Genomic DNA, 23281 nt, shown 5'->3' on the forward strand with positions numbered 1-23281 from the left:
GGGAACTGCCAGGCATCAAACAAGTGAAGAGGCCATCCGAAAGGATGGCCTTTTTGCGTTTATGTACCGAAAAATGTAGGCCGGGTAAGGCGAAGCCGCCACCCGGCAAGTCAGACCGCACACCACTTCACAATAAACTCAGCAATCCCATCCTCATCATTTAAATCCAGCACCGGAACCTCAATATCGAGAGCAACATCGCTGGCCACCGCAATCACATGCTCATCCAGCGTTAACTCGCTGATGTCATGCCCGGCATCACTTCTGAACAGCAGGATCTTAGGCACGGCCTCATGCTTAAATCCCTCAACCAGCACCAGATCCAGCATGGAGTGATCCATCCGACTTACCAGATACGCGAGATCCAGCGGTGCCTCATCCGGCGTTTCTGTCATCAATGCCCAACGCTGGTTGCTTGCTACCATTGTCTGCGCGGCACCCGCTTTGCGCAGCTCATAGCTATCTTTGCCCGGCTTATCGACATCCATATTATGGTGAGTATGTTTAATCAAGCCAGGACGAATACCGCGGGCGCACAGCGCGGGAATCAGTTTTTTCAGCAACGTGGTTTTTCCTGTCCCACTCCAGGCTGAAATGGCTAAAACAGAGTTCATCTCTTCTCCTGCATGGCCTGTAAATCTTCTATTGTGTTCACATTCACGAACGATGTTTTCATGTCGCTAAAATCAACAGCATGTCCGCCGACCTTACGCATAAACACCATCACTCTTCGCTCTCCGGAGGCCAGATAGTCGCTTATAGCAGGAATCAAGGATCGGTTAATGAGCGCGATAGTTGGGTGGTCGCGCTCGCCGTCATGCACCCAGACCACGGGTGAATCACCTCGCTGTTGCACCATCCTTTCCACCAGGCAGGTGGGTATATATGGAGTATCACACGAACAAAAGAGAAACCACTCTCCCTGCGTCTGCTGCATCACCGAAAGCATGCCGGCCAGCGGCCCCGGAAAATCTGCGAGATTATCCTGATAAACGGGAAACCCGCTGCGCTGGTAAATATCGATATGGCGATTTGCGTTCAGCGCCATTGCCGATACCTGATCGACAAGCGTATCAGCGACATGCTGCCATAAGGGCTTGCCTTTCAGGAGCTGCAGTCCCTTATCTTCCCCGCCCATCCGCGTAGCTCTGCCGCCTGCCAGAACGACCCCAGTGATTTCCAGGCTAAGATTCACGAATATCGCCTCTTTTATTGTGGGATTGACCCTGCTAACGTGTCACTCTAAATGAAAGGAGCACCACCATGAAATGTAAACGTCTGAATGAAGTCATTGAACTCCTCCAGCCAGCCTGGCAAAAAGAGCCAGAGCTGAATCTGATGCAATTCTTACAGAAACTGGCAAAAGAGTCAGGTTTTGACGGCGATCTGGCAGACCTTTCTGACGACATCCTGATCTACCACCTCAAAATGCGCGACTCAGCCAAAGATGCTGTTATTCCTGGTATTCAGAAGGATTATGAGGAAGATTTTAAAACTGCATTGCTGCGCGCCCGAGGCGTAATTAAAGAGTAAAAGCTTGTAAGCGGAGCCACCGAAATCGCTACAAGATGATATCCTGAATCATTCGTATAATTTCCGGATGATCGGATGAACGACCAGGCTTTTACTTTCCAGACACTACACCCGGATACCATTATGGATGCCCTGTTTGAACAGGGTATTCGTGTGGATTCTGGGCTAACTCCGTTAAACAGCTACGAAAACCGCGTCTATCAATTTCAGGACGAGGATCGTCAGCGCTTCGTCGTAAAGTTCTATCGCCCTGAACGTTGGTCTGCACAGCAAATTCAGGAGGAGCACCAGTTTGCTCACGATCTGCTGGTTGATGACGTTCCCGTTGCCGCGCCGATAAAGTTCAATAACCAAACGCTGCTCACGCATGAAGGGTTTTACTACGCCGTATTCCCCAGTCTGGGTGGCCGCCAGTTTGAAGCGGATAATATCGATCAGATGGAGTGGGTTGCTCGCTATCTGGGACGCATTCATCAGACGGGACGTAAAACAGAGTTCACTGTCCGACCAACGATCGGGATTCATGAATATCTCACCGAACCACGTCAGATATTCGAAACGTCTGCGCTGATCCCCGCTGCGTTAAAGGATGATTTCCTCAACGCCACCGATAAGCTTATTGCTGCGGTGAAAACCTGCTGGCGTGATGATATTTCCGTTCTGTGCCTACATGGCGATTGTCACGCCGGAAATATTCTCTGGCGCGATGGTCCACTGTTTGTCGATCTCGACGATGCGCGCATGGGACCAGCGGTTCAGGATCTGTGGATGCTGCTCAATGGCGACAAAGCCGAGCAGCGCATGCAGCTTGAAACGATTATTGAAGCCTATGAAGAATTTAGCCCGTTTAATTCAGACGAAATTGCCCTGATTGAGCCTTTACGTGCGATGCGTTTTGTTTATTATCTCGCATGGTTAATCAGGCGTTGGGACGATCCCGCATTTCCTCGTAATTTCCCGTGGCTTACCGGAGAAGATTACTGGCGCAGCCAGATATCTACATTCACTCAGCAGGTTAAGGTTCTTCAGGAACCCCCTCTGCAATTAACGCCGATGTATTAATTGGACACACCCAGGAGAGAGTTAATCATGAAAAAAATTTGGCTGGCGCTGGCAGGTATGATTCTGGCATTTAGCGCTTCTGCTGCGCAGTTTACCGACGGTAAACAGTTTATCACGCTGGAAAAGCCGGTTGCTGGCGAGCCACAGGTTCTGGAGTTCTTCTCATTCTATTGCCCGCACTGCTATCAATTCGAAGAGGTGCTGCATGTTTCTGACAACGTGAAGAAGAAGCTGCCGGAAGGCACCAAAATGACCAAGTACCACGTTGAGTTCCTGGGCCCGTTGGGTAAAGACCTGACTCAGGCGTGGGCGGTTGCGATGGCGCTGGGCGTGGAAGATAAAATCACTGCTCCAATGTTCGAAGCCGTACAGAAAACCCAGACCGTTCAGACCACTGCGGATATCCGCAAAGTGTTCGTTGATGCCGGTGTGAAAGGTGAAGAGTACGACGCCGCGTGGAACAGCTTTGTAGTGAAATCTCTGGTTGCTCAGCAGGAAAAAGCGGCCGCTGATCTGCAGCTTCAGGGCGTTCCGGCGATGTTTGTTAACGGCAAATATCAGCTGAACATGCAGGGCATGGACACCAGCAGCATGGATATTTTCGTACAGCAGTATGCTGACACCGTGAAATACCTGGTTGAGAAGAAGTAATTTCGTTGATATGAAAACGCCGGTCACTGACCGGCGTTTTTGTATGAAGATTTAATGCTGTCTATCTGTTCGTCTTTCTCTTTCCAGAGCGTATTAAGCCACTGCTGGAAACCACGTTTGAAATTCTTATCGTTAACGTAGTCACCGTGCAGCCCGGCATCGATCGGCACTAAATCCACCCGAACAACAATGCGAGTCAGCTTGCCGCTGAGCATATCGAAAAATGGCGTCCTGTCATTTTCCGGATAGCAGAGCGTAACGTTCAGAAGTTTATCGAACTGTGCACCCAGCACGTTAAGCGCCATCGCAATACCCGCCGCCTTTGGCGGAAGCAGGTTCTGATAAGGGGAGCGTGTTTGTTTGCGTTTATCTTCCGTAAACCGTGAGCCTTCAACAAAGTTCACTATGGTCGTTGGATGTGCGCGAAACTTTTCACAGGAGCGGCGCGTGGTCTCCACATCCTTACCGCGACGCTCCGGATGACGAATCAGATAGCTGCGCGAATAGCGTTTCATAAACGGCATATCAAGCGCCCAGCAGGCCAGCCCGATAAAGGGCACCCAAGCGAGCTGCTGCTTCAGGAAGTACTTGTTCATCGGGATATGTTTGCGAAAAAGCACGCATAACACCACGATGTCCGCCCAGCTGTGATGATTGCAGATCAGCAGGTACCAGTTCTTTTTGTTGAGGCTCTCCAGCCCTTCGACATCCCACTTCAGATGCGGATTCAGGCACAGCAGGATCGCTAGCCCTTCACACCAGCAATACATCATGAAATTACAAAACGCAGAGACGGATCGCCACACCGCAGGCACAGGCAGCAGCAGTTTAACGATCCCGGCGATAATGATTGGCACAGAACACGCAATCGTCACCAGAATAGTTAAAATGATGCTTAGCGGTAATGTTATTGCAGCGAGCAATCTCGACATGATGAGCTTTTTCAGGTGGTTAGCTTTAATGGACCGGCCGATTATACGGCGCTGGGGGCTGATTTTATCAGAAAAGTGACAAAATTATGGCGCTTTCATATCGTCAATAGACGGCTTTTCCCCTGAAGCAGAAGATTTCTCTAATATTGTGCGCTAATCAGGACTTATATCCACATAGACTAAATTGCCATCAGCAGGCTATTTTCATGCAGTGTTAGTTGTTAACATTATGATATGTAATAATTTATTCTCAACGCGCGCCTGCTTTTAGTATCTGTTTTTCATTTGAAGTGAAAATATTCACAAACTTATCCACAGTTTGAATTTTGCGAGCGATCCTCACGATCGCAAAATCTTTTCCTGTATCGAACCTGAATAACTGATGTTTTCATCCTTCTGTGGCATCCTTTACGCATAAATTGATTAAAGGCACGGACATTATGGTTCAGATCCCAGAAAACCCACTTATTCTCGTCGACGGCTCTTCTTACCTGTATCGGGCGTACCATGCGTTTCCTCCTCTGACCAATAGCGCAGGGGAACCTACCGGCGCGATGTACGGCGTGCTGAACATGCTGCGCAGCCTGATTCTTCAGTATCAGCCCACCCATGCGGCTGTCGTTTTTGATGCGAAAGGCAAAACCTTCCGCGATGAACTGTTCGAACATTACAAATCCCATCGTCCGCCAATGCCTGACGATCTGCGTGCGCAGATTGAGCCGCTGCACGCCATGGTGAAAGCAATGGGCCTGCCGCTGCTGGCCGTCTCTGGCGTGGAGGCTGACGACGTCATCGGTACGCTGGCGCGTGAAGCTGAAAAAATGGGCCGTCCGGTGCTGATCAGCACCGGTGATAAAGATATGGCGCAGCTGGTGACGCCAGGTATTACCCTGATCAACACCATGACCAACACCATTCTGGGGCCAGAAGAAGTAGTCACTAAGTATGGCGTGCCGCCAGAGCTGATTATCGACTTCCTCGCGTTGATGGGCGACTCCTCGGATAACATTCCTGGCGTTCCTGGCGTCGGTGAAAAAACCGCGCAGGCGCTGCTTCAGGGGCTGGGTGGTCTGGACACGCTCTACGCGGAACCAGACAAAATCGCCGGACTTTCCTTCCGTGGCGCAAAAACCATGGCCGGGAAGCTGGAAGAGAACAAAGAGGTGGCTTATCTCTCCTATAAGCTGGCAACAATCAAAACCGATGTGGAACTGGAGCTGGGCTGTGAGCAGCTGGAAGTGCAACAGCCTTCCGCTGACGACCTGCTGAGCCTGTTTAAGAAATACGAATTCAAGCGCTGGACCACTGACGTGGAAGCCGGTAAATGGCTGCAGGCAAAAGGGGCCAAACCTGCTGCTAAGCCGAAAGAGACGATTGTCGTTGATGCCGAAGATCAGGCGGAAGAAGAAGCCGCAGCGCTCTCCTTCGACAACTACGAAACCATTCTGGAAGAGTCACAGCTGATCGCCTGGATCGAGAAACTGAAAAAAGCGCCGGTCTTTGCCTTTGACACCGAAACAGACAGCCTCGACAACATCTCAGCCAATATGGTGGGATTGTCCTTTGCGACAGAGCCGGGTATTGCCGCCTACGTTCCCGTGGCGCACGACTACCTGGATGCGCCGGAGCAGATCTCCCGCGAGCGCGCGCTCGAGCTACTGAAGCCGATTCTGGAAGACGAAAAGGCGCTGAAGGTCGGGCAAAACCTCAAGTACGACCGCGGCATTCTGCAGAACTACGGCATTGAGCTGCGCGGGATTGCCTTTGACACTATGCTCGAATCCTACATTCTGGACAGCGTGGCGGGCCGCCATGATATGGATTCCTTATCTGACCGCTGGCTCAAGCACAAAACCATTACCTTTGAAGAGATTGCCGGTAAAGGGAAAAATCAGCTCACCTTTAACCAGATTGCTCTTGAAGAAGCAGGGCGCTACGCGGCGGAAGATGCCGACGTCACGCTGCAACTGCATCTGAAGATGTGGCCAAAACTGCAGAAGCACGAAGGTCCGCTGAACGTATTCCAGCATATTGAAATGCCGCTGGTGCCCGTGCTGTCCCGTATCGAACGCAATGGCGTTAAGATCGATCCAACGGTGCTGCATAACCACTCTGGTGAGCTCGCGCAGCGTTTGACCGAGCTCGAGCAGAAAGCGCATGACCTTGCCGGCGAGCCGTTTAACCTCTCTTCACCGAAACAGCTGCAAACTATCCTGTTTGAAAAGCAGGGCATCAAGCCGCTGAAGAAAACCCCTGGCGGCGCGCCGTCAACCTCTGAAGAGGTGCTGGAAGAGCTGGCGCTGGACTACCCGCTGCCAAAAGTGATTCTGCAGTACCGTGGTCTCGCGAAGCTGAAGTCTACCTACACGGACAAACTTCCGCTGATGATCAACCCGAAAACGGGCCGCGTGCACACGTCGTATCATCAGGCGGTAGCGGCAACCGGGCGTCTCTCGTCAACCGATCCTAACCTGCAGAACATTCCGGTGCGTAATGAGGAAGGGCGCCGCATTCGTCAGGCCTTTATAGCTCCTGATGACTACCTGATTGTCTCGGCTGACTACTCGCAAATTGAACTGCGCATTATGGCGCACCTGTCCCGCGATAAAGGTCTGCTGACGGCATTTGCGGAAGGAAAAGACATCCACCGGGCGACCGCGGCGGAGGTCTTTGGTTTACCGCTGGACAACGTGACCAACGAACAGCGCCGCAGTGCAAAAGCGATCAACTTCGGTCTAATTTACGGCATGAGCGCGTTTGGCCTTTCACGCCAGCTAAACATTCCGCGCAAAGAGTCGCAGAAGTATATGGATCTTTACTTCGAGCGTTATCCGGGCGTTCTGGAATATATGGAACGCACCCGCGCGCAGGCGAAAGAGAAAGGTTACGTTGAAACCCTGGATGGCCGTCGTCTCTATCTCCCGGACATCAAATCCAGCAACGCGGCGCGCCGCGCTGGCGCAGAGCGTGCGGCGATCAACGCCCCGATGCAGGGTACCGCAGCGGACATCATCAAGCGCGCAATGATCGCCGTTGATGCCTGGCTGGAGAAAGAGAAGCCGCGCGTGAAAATGATCATGCAGGTACACGATGAACTGGTATTTGAAGTGCACAAGGACGACCTCGACGCCGTGTCGAAAAAGATCCACGAACTGATGGAAAGCAGCATGACGCTGGACGTGCCGTTGCTGGTGGAAGTGGGAAGTGGTGAAAACTGGGATCAGGCTCACTAAAGGTTCTGTGAATAACGCGCTTTTTATGTAAGTTAGCAACATAACAACGCGCGTTTTGTGACGATCATTAGAATTCCCTATGTAAAGAATGAAAAAAAACTACAAAAAGTGCTTTTTCTACAGCAAAAAAAGGGGTAGAGTTATCGACGTAGGGTACAGAGGTAAGATGTTCTATCTTTCAGACCTTTTACTTCACGTAATCGGATTTGGCTGAATATTTTAGCCGCCCCAGTCAGTAATGACTGGGGCGTTTTTTATTGCGGCAAAGAAAAGTTCGGGCAAAAAAAAAGCGCGGACATCGCCGCGCTCGGTATTACTCTTCTTCTGCTTCCGTCGCAGGTTCCAGCTCGTTAAACCAGCTGTCGAGCTTCTGACGCAGCTTGTCCACGCCCTGTTTTTTCAGCGAAGAGAAAGGCTCAACCTGTACATCGCCATTGAAGGCCAGTACCGCTTCGCGAACCATATTCACCTGCGCTTTACGCGCGCCGCTTGCCAGCTTGTCGGCTTTCGTCAGCAGCACCAGCACGGCAATATCGCTTGCTACGGCCCAGTCGATCATCTGCTGATCGAGATCCTTTAGCGGGTGACGAATATCCATCAGCACCACCAGACCTTTCAGGCACATGCGTTTTTCCAGGTATTCGCCCAGCGCACGCTGCCACTTGATCTTCATCTCTTCAGGCACCTGCGCATAACCGTATCCCGGCAAGTCTACGAGGCGTTTGCCTTCAGCCACTTCAAAGAGGTTAATCAGCTGGGTACGGCCAGGTGTTTTTGAGGTACGCGCCAGGTTCTTCTGATTGGTCAGCGTATTCAGGGCGCTGGATTTCCCCGCATTTGAGCGGCCAGCAAATGCCACTTCAATACCGGTATCAGAAGGCAGGTGGCGAATATCGGGCGCACTGGTGACAAAATGCGTCTGTTGGTAGTTCCAGGTAGTCACGTGGTCGTCTCCAAAAATCGTAATCTGGAGGGATTATACCCGAATGCGGGCAAAAGGCTTTTCTCATTGCACGAGGCTTGCAGGCGAATGCCCAAACGGCTGTAAGAGATCGGCTAATGTTGCTATGGGAGATTTCAGAGAATTCGCAGGCGTCAAAAAATGCAAACTGTTTTAAATCATAATCTTATTTCCAGGTAATTATCTGAAAATCCGTATTTGTACCGTTTAGTTGCTTGTTAGTTTAACGGAACAAGGTAAAGTATGCGGCAAGGCGAGGAAGCCAACAGGAAATCGACTTAAGGATTAGGGTCAGGAGCGCCAGGAGGCGAAGACGCAGGATAGTCAGGACGACCAGCGCCTGGAGGCGTTTTAACAGGAAATGGAACCATACACGGACGGTATCAGCCAAAGGATAAACAGGGTGTGTTGTTGGTAAACATGGAATGTCTGACCCGTTAAGGGTTGTGAGTCAGGAAAAAAGGCGACAGATTGCTCTGTCGCCTTTTTTCTTTGCTTGCTTTCTGCTAGATTTCGCCGCAATTCTATACTGAAGAAAACGACTTTAAGATAAAACATCATGAAAAAACCAACCTCCGCTGCGGGCGCGAAACGCCCTGCAAAAGCACGCCGCAAAACGCGCGAAGAACTAAACCAGGAAGCGCGCGATCGCAAACGCGATAAGAAGCATCGTGGCCATGCTGCGGGTAGCCGTGCCAACGGCGGTGGTGCAGCGGGCGCTTCTGCAAAAGGCAAACAGCAGAAAGACCCTCGTATCGGCAGTAAAACTCCCATTCCACTGGGCGTGACAGACACCCCGGTCACTAAGCAGCACAAACCAAAGAGCGAGAAACCTATGCTTTCACCGCAGGCTGAGCTGGATATGCTGGAGAACGATGAGCGCCTGGACGCGCTGCTGGAACGTCTTGAAGAGGGTGAAACCCTGACCGCCGAAGAGCAGTCATGGGTAGATGCCAAACTGGACCGCATTGATGAGCTGATGCAGAAGCTGGGTCTGTCTTACGATGACGAAGACGACGAAGAGGAAGAAGAAAAGCAGGAAGATATGATGCGTCTTCTGAAAGGTGGAAACTAACATTTGCACCCGGCAGGCACGATAGTCCTGCTTATAACCCTTCCGGTTATATGTTATCTGGTGTGGTTATTCGTTAAACTACGGCGGTTGTCGCGGCGACAGAAGTGGCTGCGCACCCGAATGATGGCCCGCGATGGGGCCAGAACGGGCCGCCGTATACGAACGCGACACCAACGGAAGGAGTGAGCATGTCAGCACCAACTATCGACTGGGATTTGGCCCTAATCCAGAAGTATAACTATTCCGGGCCGCGTTATACCTCATACCCCACCGCGCTGGAGTTCTCCGATGCCTTCGGCGAGGAGGATTTTCAGCAGGCCGTCGCGCGCTATCCAGAGCGTCCGCTGTCGCTCTACGTCCATATTCCGTTCTGCCACAAGCTCTGCTACTTCTGCGGCTGCAATAAAATCGTGACCCGTCAGCAGCATAAAGCCGATCAATACCTCGATGCGCTCGAACAGGAAATTGTGCACCGCGCACCGCTTTTTAAAGGGCGTCACGTCAGCCAGCTTCACTGGGGGGGCGGCACGCCAACGTATCTCAATAAGGCGCAAATAAGCCGCCTGATGACGCTGCTGCGCGGAAATTTCAATTTTAACGACGACGCTGAAATCTCGATCGAAGTCGATCCGCGTGAAATTGAGCTGGATGTACTGGATCACTTACGCGCCGAAGGCTTTAATCGTCTGAGCATGGGCGTGCAGGATTTCAATAAAGAGGTGCAGCGTCTGGTCAACCGCGAGCAGGACGAAGAGTTTATCTTCGCCTTACTCAACCACGCACGCGACATTGGCTTTACCTCGACCAACATCGACCTGATTTACGGCCTGCCAAAGCAGACGCCGGAGAGCTTCGCCTTCACGCTGAAGCGCGTGGCTGAACTTAGCCCGGACCGCCTGAGCGTCTTTAACTACGCGCACCTGCCGACGCTATTCGCCGCCCAGCGCAAAATCAAAGATGCCGATCTGCCTTCTGCCCAGCAGAAGCTGGACATCCTGCAGGAAACCATCACCTCTCTGACCGAGAGCGGCTATCAATTTATCGGCATGGATCACTTTGCCCGTCCGGATGACGAGCTGGCGATTGCCCAGCGCGAAGGCGTACTGCACCGTAACTTCCAGGGTTATACCACTCAGGGCGATACCGATCTGCTCGGCATGGGTGTCTCCGCCATCAGCATGATCGGTGACTGCTACGCGCAGAACCAGAAAGAGCTGAAGCTCTACTACCAGCAGGTTGATGCAACCGGCAACGCGCTGTGGCGCGGCATCGCGCTGACCCGTGACGACTGCATTCGTCGTGATGTGATTAAGGCGCTTATCTGCAACTTCCGTCTCGACTTTAGCGACGTGGAAGCACAGTGGGATCTGACATTCAGCGAATATTTTGCGGAAGACCTGAAGCTGATTGCACCGCTGGCGAAAGACGGGCTGGTGGATGTGTCAGAAAACGCGATTGAGGTCACGCCGAAAGGGCGTCTGTTGATCCGTAATATCTGCATGTGCTTTGACGCGTATCTGCGCCAGAAGGCGCGTATGCAGCAGTTTTCACGGGTGATTTAAGGCGCAAAGCCGGGTAAGGCGAAGCCGCTACCCGGCTTTTACATTTCAACCTGCTAGCTAAACAGCCCAACCAGCGCCGCACATAATACCGCAGCAACAGCGGTTTGCGGCGTGTGGCTTTCAGCTGCTCCGCTCGACAGTAAAGTCACTAATGATTCCAGCATGATGATTCCCCCAATTTCCGGGCACGATCATACAAAACTCATCGGAACAGTAAAGCGCAAAATAACGGCAATTTGCGCTCAATTAATAACCTTTACACAGCGGCGTACGATCACTCCATTCCCAGCTCTTTCAGCTTGCGCGTCAGGGTATTACGTCCCCATCCCAGCAGGCGCGCGGCTTCCTGCTTATGGCCCTGCGTATGACGAAGCGCGGTGGTCAACAGCGTACGCTCCATCTCTGGCTGAGCCTCAGACAGCAGGTTTTGATGACCGGAACGCAGCGCGCGGTCGGCCCACTGCGCCAGCAGCGTTGCCCAACTGTCTGGAAGCGCGTGCCCGGTGCTGCTTTCGGGCGCGGTGGCCTCAAACAGTTCGGCAGGGAGATCCTGAATCAACACTTCCTGGCCGGCGGCCATCACGGTCAGCCAGCGGCAGGTGTTTTCCAGCTGGCGTACGTTGCCCGGCCACGCCAGACGGGTGAGGGCGGCATCGGTTTCCGGGTGAAGCTGCTTGGCTTCCACGCCCAGCTCGCGGGCCGCCACCTGCAGGAAATGACGCGCCAGGCGCGGGATATCTTCCCGACGCTCGCGCAACGGCGGCAGGTGGACGCGGATCACATTCAGGCGATGGAATAAATCCTCACGGAATTTGCCCTCCTGCACGCGCAGCTCCAGGTTCTGGTGCGTCGCGGCGATAATACGCACGTCCACCTTCACCGGCGCATAGCCGCCCACGCGGTAAAACTGCCCGTCGGCCAGCACGCGCAGCAGGCGAGTTTGAACGTCCAGCGGCATATCGCCGATCTCGTCCAGGAACAGCGTGCCGCCGTCAGCCTGCTCAAAGCGTCCCTGGCGAATGGTATTCGCGCCGGTAAACGCCCCTTTTTCGTGGCCGAACAGCTCGGACTCAATCAAATCCTTCGGGATCGCCGCCATATTGAGGGCGATAAACGGCGCTTTTGCCCGCGGGCTGTGGCGATGTAACGCATGCGCCACCAGCTCTTTACCTGTACCCGATTCCCCGTTAATCAACACGCTGATGGACGAGCGGGACAGACGGCCAATAATGCGAAACACGTCCTGCATCGCCGGCGCTTCGCCGATGATGTCGGTGGTTGGACCAAAATCGGGCGCGTGGCGCGGCTGTTGTTGCTCCTGATAGTGGCTAATCGCGCGCTCAACCAGCGCCACCGCTTCGTCGATATCGAACGGTTTGGGCAGATAATCGAATGCCCCTTGCTGATAGGCGCTCACCGCGGCATCCAGGTCGGAATGAGCCGTCATTATGATGACCGGAAGCATAGGATGGCGCTGTTTGATCTGCTTTAACAGCGCCAGTCCGTCCATGCCCGGCATGCGAATATCCGACAGCAGAACGTCCGGCGTTTTGGTGGTGAGTGCGTCGAGCACCTCGCTGCCGCTCTCAAACGTCGTGCAGCTTAAACCTGCCCCTGTGAGCGCGCGTTCAAGCACCCAACGGATGGAGCTATCGTCATCGACTACCCAGACTATCCCTCGTTGCATAAACGTCACCTTTATTTTTTAATCGGCAGGAAAACCGAAAACTCGGTATGTCCCGGCCAACTGGTAAATTCAATTTTTCCGGAGTGCTGATCGATCAAGCTGCGGGCGATAGATAAGCCCAGTCCCGTACCGCCTTCGCGCCCGCTTACCATTGGGTAGAACAGGGTGTCCTGCAGATGCGAAGGAATGCCAGGCCCGTTATCCTCAACGTCGATGCGTGCCGCCAGACGATAGCGCACGCCGTGCAGCGTAAGCTGGAAGGCGGTGCGGGTGCGTAAAATAATCTCGCCGCCTTCCGGCCCCAGCGCCTGCAGAGCATTGCGCACAATATTCAGCAGAACCTGCTCAATCTGGTCCGGGTCATGCGCCAGTTCCGGCAGGCTTGGGTCGTAATCACGCACCAGCGTGACGTTCTCCGGCAGCTCCATAGAGACGAGCTTCACCACCCGTTCAGCGACTTTATGAATGCTTTCTGAAACGTGCATACCCGGCTGCTGCGGCCCGAGCAGGCGATCGACCAGGTTACGCAGGCGGTCCGCCTGCTCAATGATGACGTTGGTATATTCCGCCAGCGCAGGGTCGGGCAGGGCTTTGGTCAGAAGCTGCGCCGCGCCGCGTAACCCACCCAGCGGGTTTTTGATTTCATGCGCCAGACCGCGCACCAGGTCACGGGCGGCAATTTGCTGCGCATGCTGAAGCTGCTCCTGGCTCAGGCGACGCTGATTATCCATCGGCGCCATTTCTAGCAGGATCAGTCCTTCCGGCAAACGTTGCGCGGTAAGGGAAAGAATATGTGAGCGCCCGTCGATCACCAGCGTGACTTCGTTATCGGTGAACCCCTGACCGGCCTGCAAACTTTCCTGCATCAGGCCAATATTCAGCGAGAAATAGCTCAACAACTCAGGAAGCGGGGTGCCAAACAGTTTCCGTGAACTCTGGGCGAGCAGCTGTTGCGCCGCCGGGTTGGCGTAATGGACGGCCAGCTCGTCGTCGACCAGCAGGATGCTGTTAATCAAAGAATTGAGGATCTGCCCAGCATCGGGCAGCGTGCCAGTTGCCATTCAGCAGTCTCCTGGAGTCGTTGCACTGTTTTAGTGCAGTATAGCGGTTTCGGCGTAAAAAGCGCGTGAGATCAGGTTGTTGGTGGAGAAAAAAGCCCATCCGGAGATGGGCTAAAAGTTTCCACGGCAACTACCCCCGGCGCTTTTGACGCCGGGTAAAACAACTAAATTAAACGCTGTAGTACAGTTCGAACTCAACCGGATGCGGAGTCATACGCACGCGGTCATTCTCTTCAGTACGCAGGGCGATGTAAGCATCGATAGCGTCGTCAGTGAATACGCCACCCGCAGTCAGGAACTCGCGGTCTGCATCCAGCGCCTGCAGGGCTTCTTCCAGAGAGCCAGCAACCTGTGGGATCTCTTTCGCTTCTTCTGGCGGCAGATCGTACAGGTTTTTGTCCATCGCTTCGCCTGGGTGGATCTTGTTCTTGATACCGTCCAGACCGGCCATCAGCAGCGCTGCGAAGCACAGGTATGGGTTAGCCGCTGGGTCCGGGAAGCGCACTTCGATACGACGCGCTTTTGGAGACGCCACCACCGGGATACGGATGGAAGCAGAACGGTTACGCGCAGAGTAGGCCAGCATAACTGGCGCTTCGTAGCCCGGGACCAGACGCTTGTAGGAGTTAGTGGTTGGGTTCGCCAGGGCGTTGATCGCTTTAGCGTGTTTGATAACACCACCGATGTAATACAGCGCCTGCTCGGACAGACCGGCATATTTGTCGCCAGAGAACAGGTTGGTACCGTTCTTGGACAGAGACATGTGGCAGTGCATACCGGAACCGTTGTCGCCAAACATTGGTTTTGGCATGAAGGTCGCGGTTTTACCGAAACGGTGCGCAACGTTATGCACAACGTATTTGTAGATCTGAATTTCGTCCGCTTTTTTGGTCATGGTGTTGAAGCGGGTTGCCACTTCGTTCTGACCCGCAGTCGCCACTTCGTGGTGGTGCGCTTCAACAACCAGGCCCATCTCTTCCATCACCAGACACATGGTGGAACGAATGTCCTGCGCAGAGTCGACCGGAGGAACCGGGAAGTAACCGCCTTTCACACCAGGACGGTGACCTTTGTTACCACCTTCGTATTTGGTGGAAGAGTTCCATGCGCCTTCGATGTCGTCGATAGCCACGTGGGAGCCAGAAATAGAGGCACCGAAGCGGATGTCGTCGAACAGGAAGAACTCTGGCTCTGGCCCGAACAGAACGGTGTCCGCGATGCCGGTAGAACGCAGGTACTCTTCAGCGCGTTTAGCGATAGAACGTGGGTCGCGGTCGTAGCCCTGCAGCGTGCCTGGCTCGAGGATGTCGCAGCGGATGATCAGGGTTGGTTCTTCGAAGAACGGATCAATGACCGCAGTGGTTGCGTCTGGCATCAGAACCATGTCGGATTCGTTAATGCCTTTCCAGCCACCAATGGAGGAGCCGTCAAACATTTTGCCTTCTTCAAAGAATTCGGCGTTCACCTGATGAGCAGGGATTGTGACGTGCTGTTCTTTACCTTTGGTATCGGTGAAGCGCAGATCAACAAACTTCACTTCATGTTCGTTCAGCATCGTCAAAACGTGTTCAGCGGACATACTTAACTCTCCAGATTGGTCATTGTCGTCGTGGTAACGAGGTCTTCAATTTCTGTTGGTACTGGCTGTTGCCATGTATTTTTTATAAAGCGAAATCTGTGCCAACTTTTAAAACACCCCAAAAAGGCGTTATCATGCGCACCATAGTGCAAAAGGGCTGCACCATGATGGATTTGTTGCACCAGTATAGTGCTTCAATGTGAACATTAAGCACCATATTGGTGCAATTTACGTTAAAGTGCCCTTTTACCGCTCCGTGAAAGCGATCACAAAGCATCTCTGCAATACTTGTTTGCGGGGGATGTTTGTGATCCTGTTTTGTAGTGCGATTAATCCGTGTACAATAACGCGCTATTTCTAAATGCCTGAGGCAAAGTTGTGATCGAAAATTTGCGTAACATCGCCATCATCGCGCACGTTGACCATGGTAAAACTACCCTGGTTGATAAGCTGCTGCAGCAATCCGGTACGTTTGATGCGCGTGCCGAAACCCAAGAACGCGTGATGGACTCCAACGATTTGGAGAAAGAGCGTGGGATTACCATCCTCGCGAAAAACACCGCGATTAAATGGAATGACTACCGTATCAACATCGTTGATACCCCAGGGCACGCCGACTTCGGTGGTGAAGTTGAACGTGTAATGTCCATGGTAGACTCCGTTCTGCTGGTCGTTGACGCAATGGATGGCCCAATGCCACAGACGCGCTTCGTGACCAAAAAAGCTTTTGCCCATGGTCTGAAGCCAATCGTTGTTATCAACAAAGTTGACCGCCCTGGCGCGCGTCCTGACTGGGTTGTTGACCAGGTCTTCGACCTGTTCGTTAACCTCGACGCGACCGACGAGCAGCTGGACTTCCCTATCGTTTACGCCTCTGCGTTGAACGGTATCGCAGGTCTGGACCACGAAGACATGGCTGAAGACATGACCCCGCTGTATCAGGCGATTGTTGACCGTGTTCCTGCGCCAAACGTTGACCTGGAAGGCACCCTGCAGATGCAGATCTCCCAGCTCGACTACAACAACTACGTTGGCGTAATCGGCATTGGCCGTATCAAGCGCGGTAAAGTGAAGCCTAACCAGCAGGTCACTATCATCGATAGCGAAGGCAAAACCCGTAACGGTAAAGTCGGTAAAGTCCTGACTCACCTGGGTCTTGAGCGTATCGAGAGCGACATCGCTGAAGCGGGCGACATCATCGCGATCACCGGTCTGGGTGAACTGAACATCTCCGACACCATCTGCGATCCGCAGAACGTCGAAGCGCTGCCAGCCCTGTCCGTTGATGAACCAACCGTATCCATGTTCTTCAACGTCAACACCTCTCCGTTCTGTGGTAAAGAAGGTAAGTTCGTTACCTCTCGTCAGATCCTTGACCGTCTGAACAAAGAGCTGGTGCACAACGTTGCGCTGCGCGTTGAAGAAACCGAAGACGCTGATGCATTCCGCGTTTCCGGTCGTGGTGAGCTGCACCTGTCTGTTCTGATCGAAAACATGCGTCGTGAAGGTTTCGAGATGGCGGTTTCCCGTCCGAAAGTAATCTTCCGTGAAATCGATGGCCGTAAACAAGAGCCGTTCGAAAACGTAACGCTGGACGTAGAAGAGCAGCACCAGGGTTCTGTGATGCAGGCACTGGGCGAGCGTAAAGGCGACCTGAAAAACATGAATCCAGACGGCAAAGGCCGCGTACGTCTCGACTACGTGATCCCAAGCCGTGGCCTGATCGGCTTCCGTTCTGAGTTCATGACCATGACCTCCGGTACCGGCCTGCTGTACTCCACCTTCAGCCACTACGACGACGTTCGTCCGGGCGAAGTGGGCCAGCGTAACAACGGCGTACTGATCTCCAACGGTCAGGGTAAAGCGGTTGCGTTTGCGCTGTTCGGTCTGCAGGATCGCGGTAAGCTGTTCCTGGGTCACGGTGCTGAAGTTTACGAAGGCCAGATCATCGGTATTCACAGCCGTTCTAACGACCTGACGGTAAACTGCCTGACCGGTAAGAAGCTGACCAACATGCGTGCGTCCGGTACTGACGAAGCAACGGTTCTGGTTCCACCGATCAAGATGACCCTGGAGCAGGCTCTGGAGTTCATCGATGATGACGAACTGGTAGAAGTGACTCCGCAGTCAATTCGTATCCGTAAACGTCACCTGACCGAGAACGATCGTAAACGTGCTATGCGCGGTGCGAAAGAAGACTAATACGGTCAATCCGTAGTAAAAAAAGCCGCTGAGAAATCAGCGGCTTTTTTATTAGAACGAATAACGTAACCCCAGGCGGATCCTGTACTGCTCGCGGTTGTAATCATTCCATCTGTCCAGCCACTGGAGTTCGAGGTACGGCAGCCAGTTTCTGTCGATCTTATAGCTGAACTTGTTGGTAATTTCCCAGTGATGGTCTTTGCCATTTTTGCTGTGGTAATCATTTATCCGCTGGAAAAAATGCGGCTCAAAGGTGTAGAAAAACGCATCCGTCACCTTGAAATTCCAGTAGTTGGCAAATTCGTGCGTGTCGTTCTTATCCATCTGCCCGTTATAGTCCGGCGTATCGTAATTGTTATGGTTATAGCGATAGCGGAACGTCAGATTAAACCCGTCCGTGAATTTATAGTTGGTATCTAAATAAACCGCGCCACCCGAACCGGCGCTGCTGTCGTTGATCAACCCGCCCGGCTGGAAGGTGAGTTTGTCGGTCGGTTTAAAGAGCGGATACCACCCCTCTATTTCGTTATAGCTGTGCTTGAGCTCATCCCACCTCCCCACGTTGTAGGCGTTGGTGAACATCAACCCAGCGCCCATATCGAAGTTATAACCGGCACGCAGGATCACTTCGTGCAGCTCAGAGGCCGTATTGTAGGCTTCACGGGTTTCAACATAGGCCCCGGCGAATACCGGGCAGGACACAGACGACACGATCAGTACAGTGATGATTCTTTTCATAATTTGTCCATGTATCAGGTACAGAAAGGCCTCCCTCCTGATGAACAGGAAGGAAATACGGGCCGAATTTATTGTTATAAAGTGACTGCTGACGCTTTATTGTTGGGTGTTATCTCAGGGGTATTCGCTGACTGTTTTTTCCGTTTTCCAATCTCCTCGATAATAAAGGCGAAGCGCGCTTCGTTGAGTTTATAAAACAGCCCCATGGTCACTGCGGCGACGATTGCCAGGCCGCACGGCCAGAGGAAAATAAGCTGACGCAAACCCAGCAGCGTGCCCGCGCTCTGCACCGCATGAGGAACGTAGCCGATCTGGGTCAGCATGATGCCGGGCAGGAAGCCGGCGAGAGCGGCGGAGATTTTGCGCGAGAAGGTGTAGCCGGTGTAAACCGATCCCTCGGCGCGAATGCCGGTTTTCCACTCGCCGTAATCAACGGTATCCGGCACCAGCGCCCAGTTCAGGCTGTTCACAAACGCGGTGCCGAAAAAGGCCATGCAGGAAAAGAGCACGAACAGCAGGGAGCTGGTTCCCCAGAAGAAGTTCAGCACGTCGCCCACCGCCCACAGCGCCAGCCCGCCCAGATAGACCGGCTTCTTGCCAAAGCGCTTCACCGCGCCGGGCACCAGAAACACGCCAATCAGAATGCAGCCCATGCTGAAAAAGCCCATCCACGACAGCAGATGCAGATCGTTCAGCACGTACTGGGTGTAATAGACCTGAATCGCCAGCTTGATGTTGAACGCGGCGAGAGTACACAGGTTGGCAATGCACAGCACCAGCAGCGGCGGATTGCGGAAAATCGCGCAGAACGATTTAAGAATGCCGGGCTTATGGTGATCGGGCGTTATCTCGACATAGCGCTCTTTCACCCCGCTGTAGCACCACCACATGCAGAACAGGCCGCCGGTGGCGAACACCAGCGCAGCCACCAGATAGCCGAGGGATGGCTGGTGGACGAACAGCGCCTGAATGGGCATAAAGCCGACGGTGCAGAGCAACAGCCCCACCGTGGCGCCACCCTGTCGCCACGCCGCCAACTGCGCGCGCTCGTTCGGGTTTTTGGTGATGGCAGGGACCATCGCACCATAGGCACAGTTCATCAGGCTATAGCAGAGCCCAAACATCATGAAGAGCACGGTGGCGAGCGCCGTTTTCACCGTCAGGCTAAAGTCGTTGGCCATAAACTGCGCCGTCGCGACCAGCGCCACCGGCACGGAGGCATACAAAATGAATGGCCGGAATTTTCCCCGCGCGCCGATGTTTCGCCGGGAATCCAGCAGCACGCCGGTCAGCATGTCGGTGAACGCGGTAAAAAACTTCGCCACCAGGAAAATTATGCCGCCGTAGAACGCGGGCATCCCCAGTTCATCGGTGTAAAACTTCAGCAGGTACAGCGTGCCAATACACAGCATCAGATTCGAGCCAAAATCGCCCATCCCGTAGGCGCACTTCTCTCGCAGGCTCAATTTCAGGGTTAACGGATCAGTATTGTATGTCATGGTCGATCCTCAGAGCGCCCCGCAGGGCGCTCTATCACGTCATTTAGGCCGTACGTTTGCGCAGTTCGATCTCTTCCACGATGCGCACATACATCTTCTCGTTGAGGTTGTAGAAGCAGCCCATCGCCACGATGGTGATGACCGCCAGCAGGCTCGGGTAGATAAATATCAGCTGCCGCAGCCCTTCAACCGTCCCAGCGGACTGCACCACGTTGGGCACGTAGCCGATCTGGGTGAGCATGATCCCCGGGAAGAAGCCCGCCAGCGCCTGCGAGACCTTACGGAAGAAGGTAAAGCCGGTATAGACCGTCCCCTCGGAGCGTACGCCGGTGCGCCACTCGCCATATTCCACGGTATCGGATACCAGCGCCCAGTTCAGACTGTTCACGAACGCGGAGCCGAAGAACGCCAGGCAGGAAAACGCCACAAAGCTCACCGAGCCGCCGCCGAAGAAGTAGTTAAGCAGATCGCCCGCCACCCAAATTGCCAGCCCGCTGATATAGACCTTTTTCTTGCCGAAGCGCCGCACCGCGCCGGGCATCATAAAGACGCCGATAAAAATACAGCCCATGCTGAAGAAGCCCATGTACGACAGCAGGATCGGGTCGTTCAGCACGTACTGCGTGTAGTAGACCTGAATGGCGAGCTTAACGTTAAACGCGCCTAGCGTGCACAGGTTCGCAATACACAGGATAAACAGCGGGCGGTTCCCGGCAATGGCGCGAAACGACTGCAGCAGCCCCGGCTTTTGTGCCGGGTTAGCGGGCTGCGTCTCGACGTAACGCTCGGTAACGCCCTTATAGCACCACCACATAAAGAACAGCCCGAACAGCGAGAAGAGGGTGGCGGCAAAGATGTAGCCAAGCTGGTCATTGCCTTCAATCAGGTTCATCACCGGAACAAAACCCACCGTACAGAGCAGCAGGCCGAGCGTGGCGCCGCCCTGACGCCAGGCCGCCAGCGAGGCGCGCTCGTCCGGGTTTTTGGTGATGGCGGGCACCATCGCGCCGTAAGAGCAGTTCATCATGCTGAAGAACAGGCCGTACAGCATGAACAGCACCGTTGCCATCACCGTTTTGCCGGTCATCTCAAATGGCGTACCGACGAAGTTGGCAATTGCCAGCAAGGTCACCGGGAAGGCGGCATACAGCACGAACGGGCGGAATTTCCCTTTCGGGCCAATCTTGCGCCGGGAGTCGAGCATGATTCCGGTGCCCATATCGGTGAAGGCGGTAAAAAACTTCGCAATCAGGAAGATAATCCCGCCGTAGGTGCCGGGCAGCCCCAGCACGTCGGTGTAAAACTTCAGCAAATAGAGCGTGCCGATATCCAGCAGGATGTTAGAGCCGAGATCGCCCATCCCGTAGGCGAGTTTTTCTTTAAACGGCAGGCGTAGGGTTGCCGGATCGGAAGTATGTTGACTCATTATTGTTCTCCGTCTGCCCGCAGGTTTCCCTGCGGGCGAGCCTTATCAGATATCACGTAAGGTGCTAAACAGATCTGCCCATTCGCTGTGCTGGCGATAGAAGACCGGCGGCTTGCCGATCGGGGCATCAACGGTCACGTCACCGCCCTGGCAGATTTCCCCCGTCCACGCATTGACCCAGCTGTCCTGCGGCAGATAGAGCGACCAGTCCCGGCGGCCCTCTTCATGAACCGGTGCCACCAGCAGATCGCGGCCAAACAGGTACTGGTATTTCAGCGTGTAGGCGCGCGCGTCGTCCTCATAGTGCAGGAACAGCGGACGCATCACCGGCAGGCCGCTTTTCGCGTTCTGCGCAACCGCAGCTTTGATGTACGGCTTCAGGGTGGTGAACACGGTGGTCATGCGCGCGAAGTGCGCGATGGTTTCCGCATCGCCGTCGAACTGCCAGTTGTCGCCAGGGCGGTTGCCCTCGTGGGTACGCATCATCGGCGTAAAGGCGCTGAAGTCGCACCAGCGCAGCAGCAGCTCCTTGCTGCGCTTCATCTCGAACAGGGTGGTATAGCCGCCGATGTCGCTGTGGTGCAGGCCGTGCCCGGTCATCGCCAGCGACAGCGCCGCAGGGATGACGGACGCCAGGCCGTCATCCAGGCTCCAGTCGACGTTCTGATCCCCCGCCCACATCATCACCGAGTGCTTCTGGCTGCCGGTGTAGCCCGCGCGCATGAAGAACAGGATCTCGCCGAGTTTGCCGGTCTCCTGAAGCGCCTCGTAGTTACATTTCGCCCACAGGGCAGGCCAGGCGTTATGCATGATCTCTGCGCTCACGCCGTTGTGCAGGAAGGTATCGGTCGGCAGATATTCCCCGAAATCGGCCATCCAGCCGCCGCAGCCCAGTTCGATCAGGTTCTTTTTAATGACCTCTTTGTACCAGCCGTAGGCTTCCGGGTTGGTCAGGTCGATAACGCCCGCGTAGAACTCGCCGAATTCAACGTGGTAGTCCTCACCGTTGGCGTTTTTGGTCAGATAGCCGCGTTTCGCCGCCTCTTCGCAGAGATCTTTATCGCTGGCGACGTACGGGTTGATATAGGAGAGGAATTGTACGCCCTCCTGCTTCCACTGCCCGATCCGCTCGTCAAGCTGCGGATAGAGCGCGCTGTTCCACTTCCAGTTCCACATCACGCGTTTGCCGAAGGAGGTCATGCGGATGCCGGACCAGTCCTGCGCCCAGATGCCGTTCACCTTCACGCCGCCCTCGCGCATAGCGTCGAGCTTCTGCTGGCACACCTCGGTGCCGCCCTGGATGCCCAGCGTCACGCCGTCGTACACCCAGTCCGGCAGCTCAGGCTGGCGCCCCAGCAGGCCGGTGAGTTTTTCCAGCAGATCGACGTACGTTTCCGCACATTCGAAGCGCAGCGTGGCGTTATCTTCCCAGAACGCCAGCTCGTGGAAATCCGGCGCGCTGAAGTCAAAGTTCATGTAGCAGCTGTTATCCACGTGGCAGTAGTACTTCTGGGTGCTCACAAAGGTAGGCTGCGGAAAGAAGGTCCAGTAGTAATCGCCGCCCGCGTTCTCTTTACAGTCGGCCTGCCAGGTGACGTAGGTCTGCTTGTTGCGGCCCACGCCCTGCTCGCTGGTCCACAGCGGGAACGGCTTGCCGCGCAGATCGAAGTACGAGAACTGCTCGCCGCAGCCGTAGATATGATCTTCCGGCTGCGCCGCCAGCCGCAGCCAGATGCGGTTATGGCTGGCGGCATCATTTTTCAGCTTCAGCTCCAGACGGCCTTCCGCATCCACGCCCACCAGCAGCGTGGCGCTCACCGCATCGCCGCGGGTAAAGCGGATCGCCCAGCCCGCGCTTTGCTGCGTGACGGTCGCGTCCGTCAGGGCAATCTTTTCGTTGAGCTTGTCTTTAATGCTGAAATTGCCGCGAAACATCTCGATATCGGCTTCGCCTGCTCCGATCCACAGGCAAGGCGCTTCTTCGGAGTGGGATAAAATCAGGCGATCCTGCCAGCGCAGGGTGAAGCCACGTTCGTTATTTTTCAGGTCAATATTGTGTAGGGTACGCATAAAAACTCCG

The 23281-nt window shown here is 54.3% G+C and carries 19 protein-coding genes; 7 read left to right on the forward strand and 12 right to left on the reverse strand.

Going from position 1 to position 23281, the window contains the following annotated elements; all coding sequences use genetic code 11:
* Window positions 1-110 precede the first annotated feature (110 nt).
* Window positions 111-614 carry a molybdopterin-guanine dinucleotide biosynthesis protein MobB gene (gene mobB, locus IM265_RS11760; RefSeq protein ID WP_192987457.1) on the reverse strand — a complete coding sequence of 168 codons (504 nt, stop codon included), beginning with the start codon at window positions 612-614 and terminating at the stop codon, window positions 111-113.
* On the reverse strand, window positions 611-1195 hold the full coding sequence (gene mobA, locus IM265_RS11765; protein ID WP_193031937.1) for a molybdenum cofactor guanylyltransferase MobA: 585 nt from the start codon (window positions 1193-1195) through the stop codon (window positions 611-613). The genes mobB and mobA overlap by 4 nt, the downstream gene beginning before the upstream one ends.
* A gap of 68 nt (window positions 1196-1263) precedes the next feature.
* Between mobA and IM265_RS11770 the strand changes: the two genes are divergently transcribed.
* The 3 genes from IM265_RS11770 to dsbA all read left to right on the forward strand — a co-directional run bounded on the left by IM265_RS11770 (window position 1264) and on the right by dsbA (window position 3246).
* Complete coding sequence (locus IM265_RS11770; protein ID WP_008501866.1) at window positions 1264-1533, forward strand: YihD family protein; 270 nt, start codon at window positions 1264-1266, stop codon at window positions 1531-1533.
* A 75-nt stretch (window positions 1534-1608) separates the two neighbouring features.
* Window positions 1609-2595: a serine/threonine protein kinase gene (locus IM265_RS11775; protein ID WP_193031935.1), complete on the forward strand. Its 987-nt coding sequence runs from the start codon at window positions 1609-1611 to the stop codon at window positions 2593-2595.
* Window positions 2596-2622: 27 nt separating this feature from the next.
* Entirely contained in the window at window positions 2623-3246 is a 624-nt protein-coding gene (gene dsbA / locus IM265_RS11780) for a thiol:disulfide interchange protein DsbA (RefSeq protein WP_028014899.1), read from the forward strand.
* A gap of 23 nt (window positions 3247-3269) precedes the next feature.
* Here dsbA and IM265_RS11785 read toward each other — a convergent pair whose 3' ends face one another.
* On the reverse strand, window positions 3270-4178 hold the full coding sequence (locus IM265_RS11785; RefSeq protein ID WP_193031933.1) for an acyltransferase: 909 nt from the start codon (window positions 4176-4178) through the stop codon (window positions 3270-3272).
* 440 nt (window positions 4179-4618) lie between these two features.
* Here IM265_RS11785 and polA point away from each other — a divergent pair, with 440 nt between their 5' ends.
* The gene (gene polA, locus IM265_RS11790; RefSeq protein ID WP_193031931.1) at window positions 4619-7411 is read left to right on the forward strand and encodes a DNA polymerase I; all 2793 of its coding nucleotides are present in this window, start codon (window positions 4619-4621) and stop codon (window positions 7409-7411) included.
* A 313-nt stretch (window positions 7412-7724) separates the two neighbouring features.
* On the opposite strand, the gene yihA is transcribed toward polA, so the two are convergent.
* On the reverse strand, window positions 7725-8354 hold the full coding sequence (yihA, locus tag IM265_RS11795; protein WP_014885764.1) for a ribosome biogenesis GTP-binding protein YihA/YsxC: 630 nt from the start codon (window positions 8352-8354) through the stop codon (window positions 7725-7727).
* 577 nt (window positions 8355-8931) lie between these two features.
* Between yihA and yihI the strand changes: the two genes are divergently transcribed.
* Both yihI and hemN read left to right on the forward strand, forming a co-directional pair.
* Entirely contained in the window at window positions 8932-9447 is a 516-nt protein-coding gene (gene yihI, locus IM265_RS11800; protein WP_028014895.1) for a Der GTPase-activating protein YihI, read from the forward strand.
* A gap of 188 nt (window positions 9448-9635) precedes the next feature.
* Window positions 9636-11009: an oxygen-independent coproporphyrinogen III oxidase gene (hemN, locus tag IM265_RS11805; protein WP_048959969.1), complete on the forward strand. Its 1374-nt coding sequence runs from the start codon at window positions 9636-9638 to the stop codon at window positions 11007-11009.
* A gap of 53 nt (window positions 11010-11062) precedes the next feature.
* Here hemN and IM265_RS11810 read toward each other — a convergent pair whose 3' ends face one another.
* From IM265_RS11810 to glnA, 4 genes are all read right to left on the reverse strand, one after another.
* A complete protein-coding gene (locus tag IM265_RS11810) occupies window positions 11063-11173 on the reverse strand; it encodes a YshB family small membrane protein (RefSeq protein WP_017382667.1) in 111 nt (36 codons plus the stop codon).
* A 110-nt stretch (window positions 11174-11283) separates the two neighbouring features.
* Window positions 11284-12696 (reverse strand): nitrogen regulation protein NR(I), encoded by a 1413-nt coding sequence (gene glnG / locus IM265_RS11815; protein WP_028014893.1) that lies wholly within the window; start codon window positions 12694-12696, stop codon window positions 11284-11286.
* Window positions 12697-12707: 11 nt separating this feature from the next.
* Entirely contained in the window at window positions 12708-13757 is a 1050-nt protein-coding gene (gene glnL / locus IM265_RS11820; protein ID WP_014172250.1) for a nitrogen regulation protein NR(II), read from the reverse strand.
* Window positions 13758-13926: 169 nt separating this feature from the next.
* A complete protein-coding gene (gene glnA, locus IM265_RS11825) occupies window positions 13927-15336 on the reverse strand; it encodes a glutamate--ammonia ligase (protein WP_008501856.1) in 1410 nt (469 codons plus the stop codon).
* Between the two features lie 378 nt (window positions 15337-15714).
* Here glnA and typA point away from each other — a divergent pair, with 378 nt between their 5' ends.
* Window positions 15715-17538, forward strand: a complete 1824-nt coding sequence (typA, locus tag IM265_RS11830; protein WP_028014891.1) for a ribosome-dependent GTPase TypA — start codon at window positions 15715-15717, stop codon at window positions 17536-17538.
* Between the two features lie 51 nt (window positions 17539-17589).
* On the opposite strand, the gene ompL is transcribed toward typA, so the two are convergent.
* From ompL to IM265_RS11850, 4 genes are all read right to left on the reverse strand, one after another.
* The gene (gene ompL, locus IM265_RS11835) at window positions 17590-18276 is read right to left on the reverse strand and encodes a porin OmpL (protein ID WP_045260222.1); all 687 of its coding nucleotides are present in this window, start codon (window positions 18274-18276) and stop codon (window positions 17590-17592) included.
* 74 nt (window positions 18277-18350) lie between these two features.
* Complete coding sequence (locus IM265_RS11840) at window positions 18351-19775, reverse strand: MFS transporter (protein WP_136484706.1); 1425 nt, start codon at window positions 19773-19775, stop codon at window positions 18351-18353.
* Between the two features lie 43 nt (window positions 19776-19818).
* Entirely contained in the window at window positions 19819-21201 is a 1383-nt protein-coding gene (locus tag IM265_RS11845) for an MFS transporter (protein ID WP_022649848.1), read from the reverse strand.
* A gap of 45 nt (window positions 21202-21246) precedes the next feature.
* Window positions 21247-23271 carry an alpha-glucosidase gene (locus IM265_RS11850; protein WP_193031929.1) on the reverse strand — a complete coding sequence of 675 codons (2025 nt, stop codon included), beginning with the start codon at window positions 23269-23271 and terminating at the stop codon, window positions 21247-21249.
* Window positions 23272-23281: the final 10 nt, after the last annotated feature.

Origin of the sequence: Enterobacter cloacae complex sp. P17RS (assembly GCF_014895885.1) — a bacterium.
In the GTDB taxonomy this organism is placed as follows: Bacteria; Pseudomonadota; Gammaproteobacteria; order Enterobacterales; family Enterobacteriaceae; genus Enterobacter; species Enterobacter bugandensis.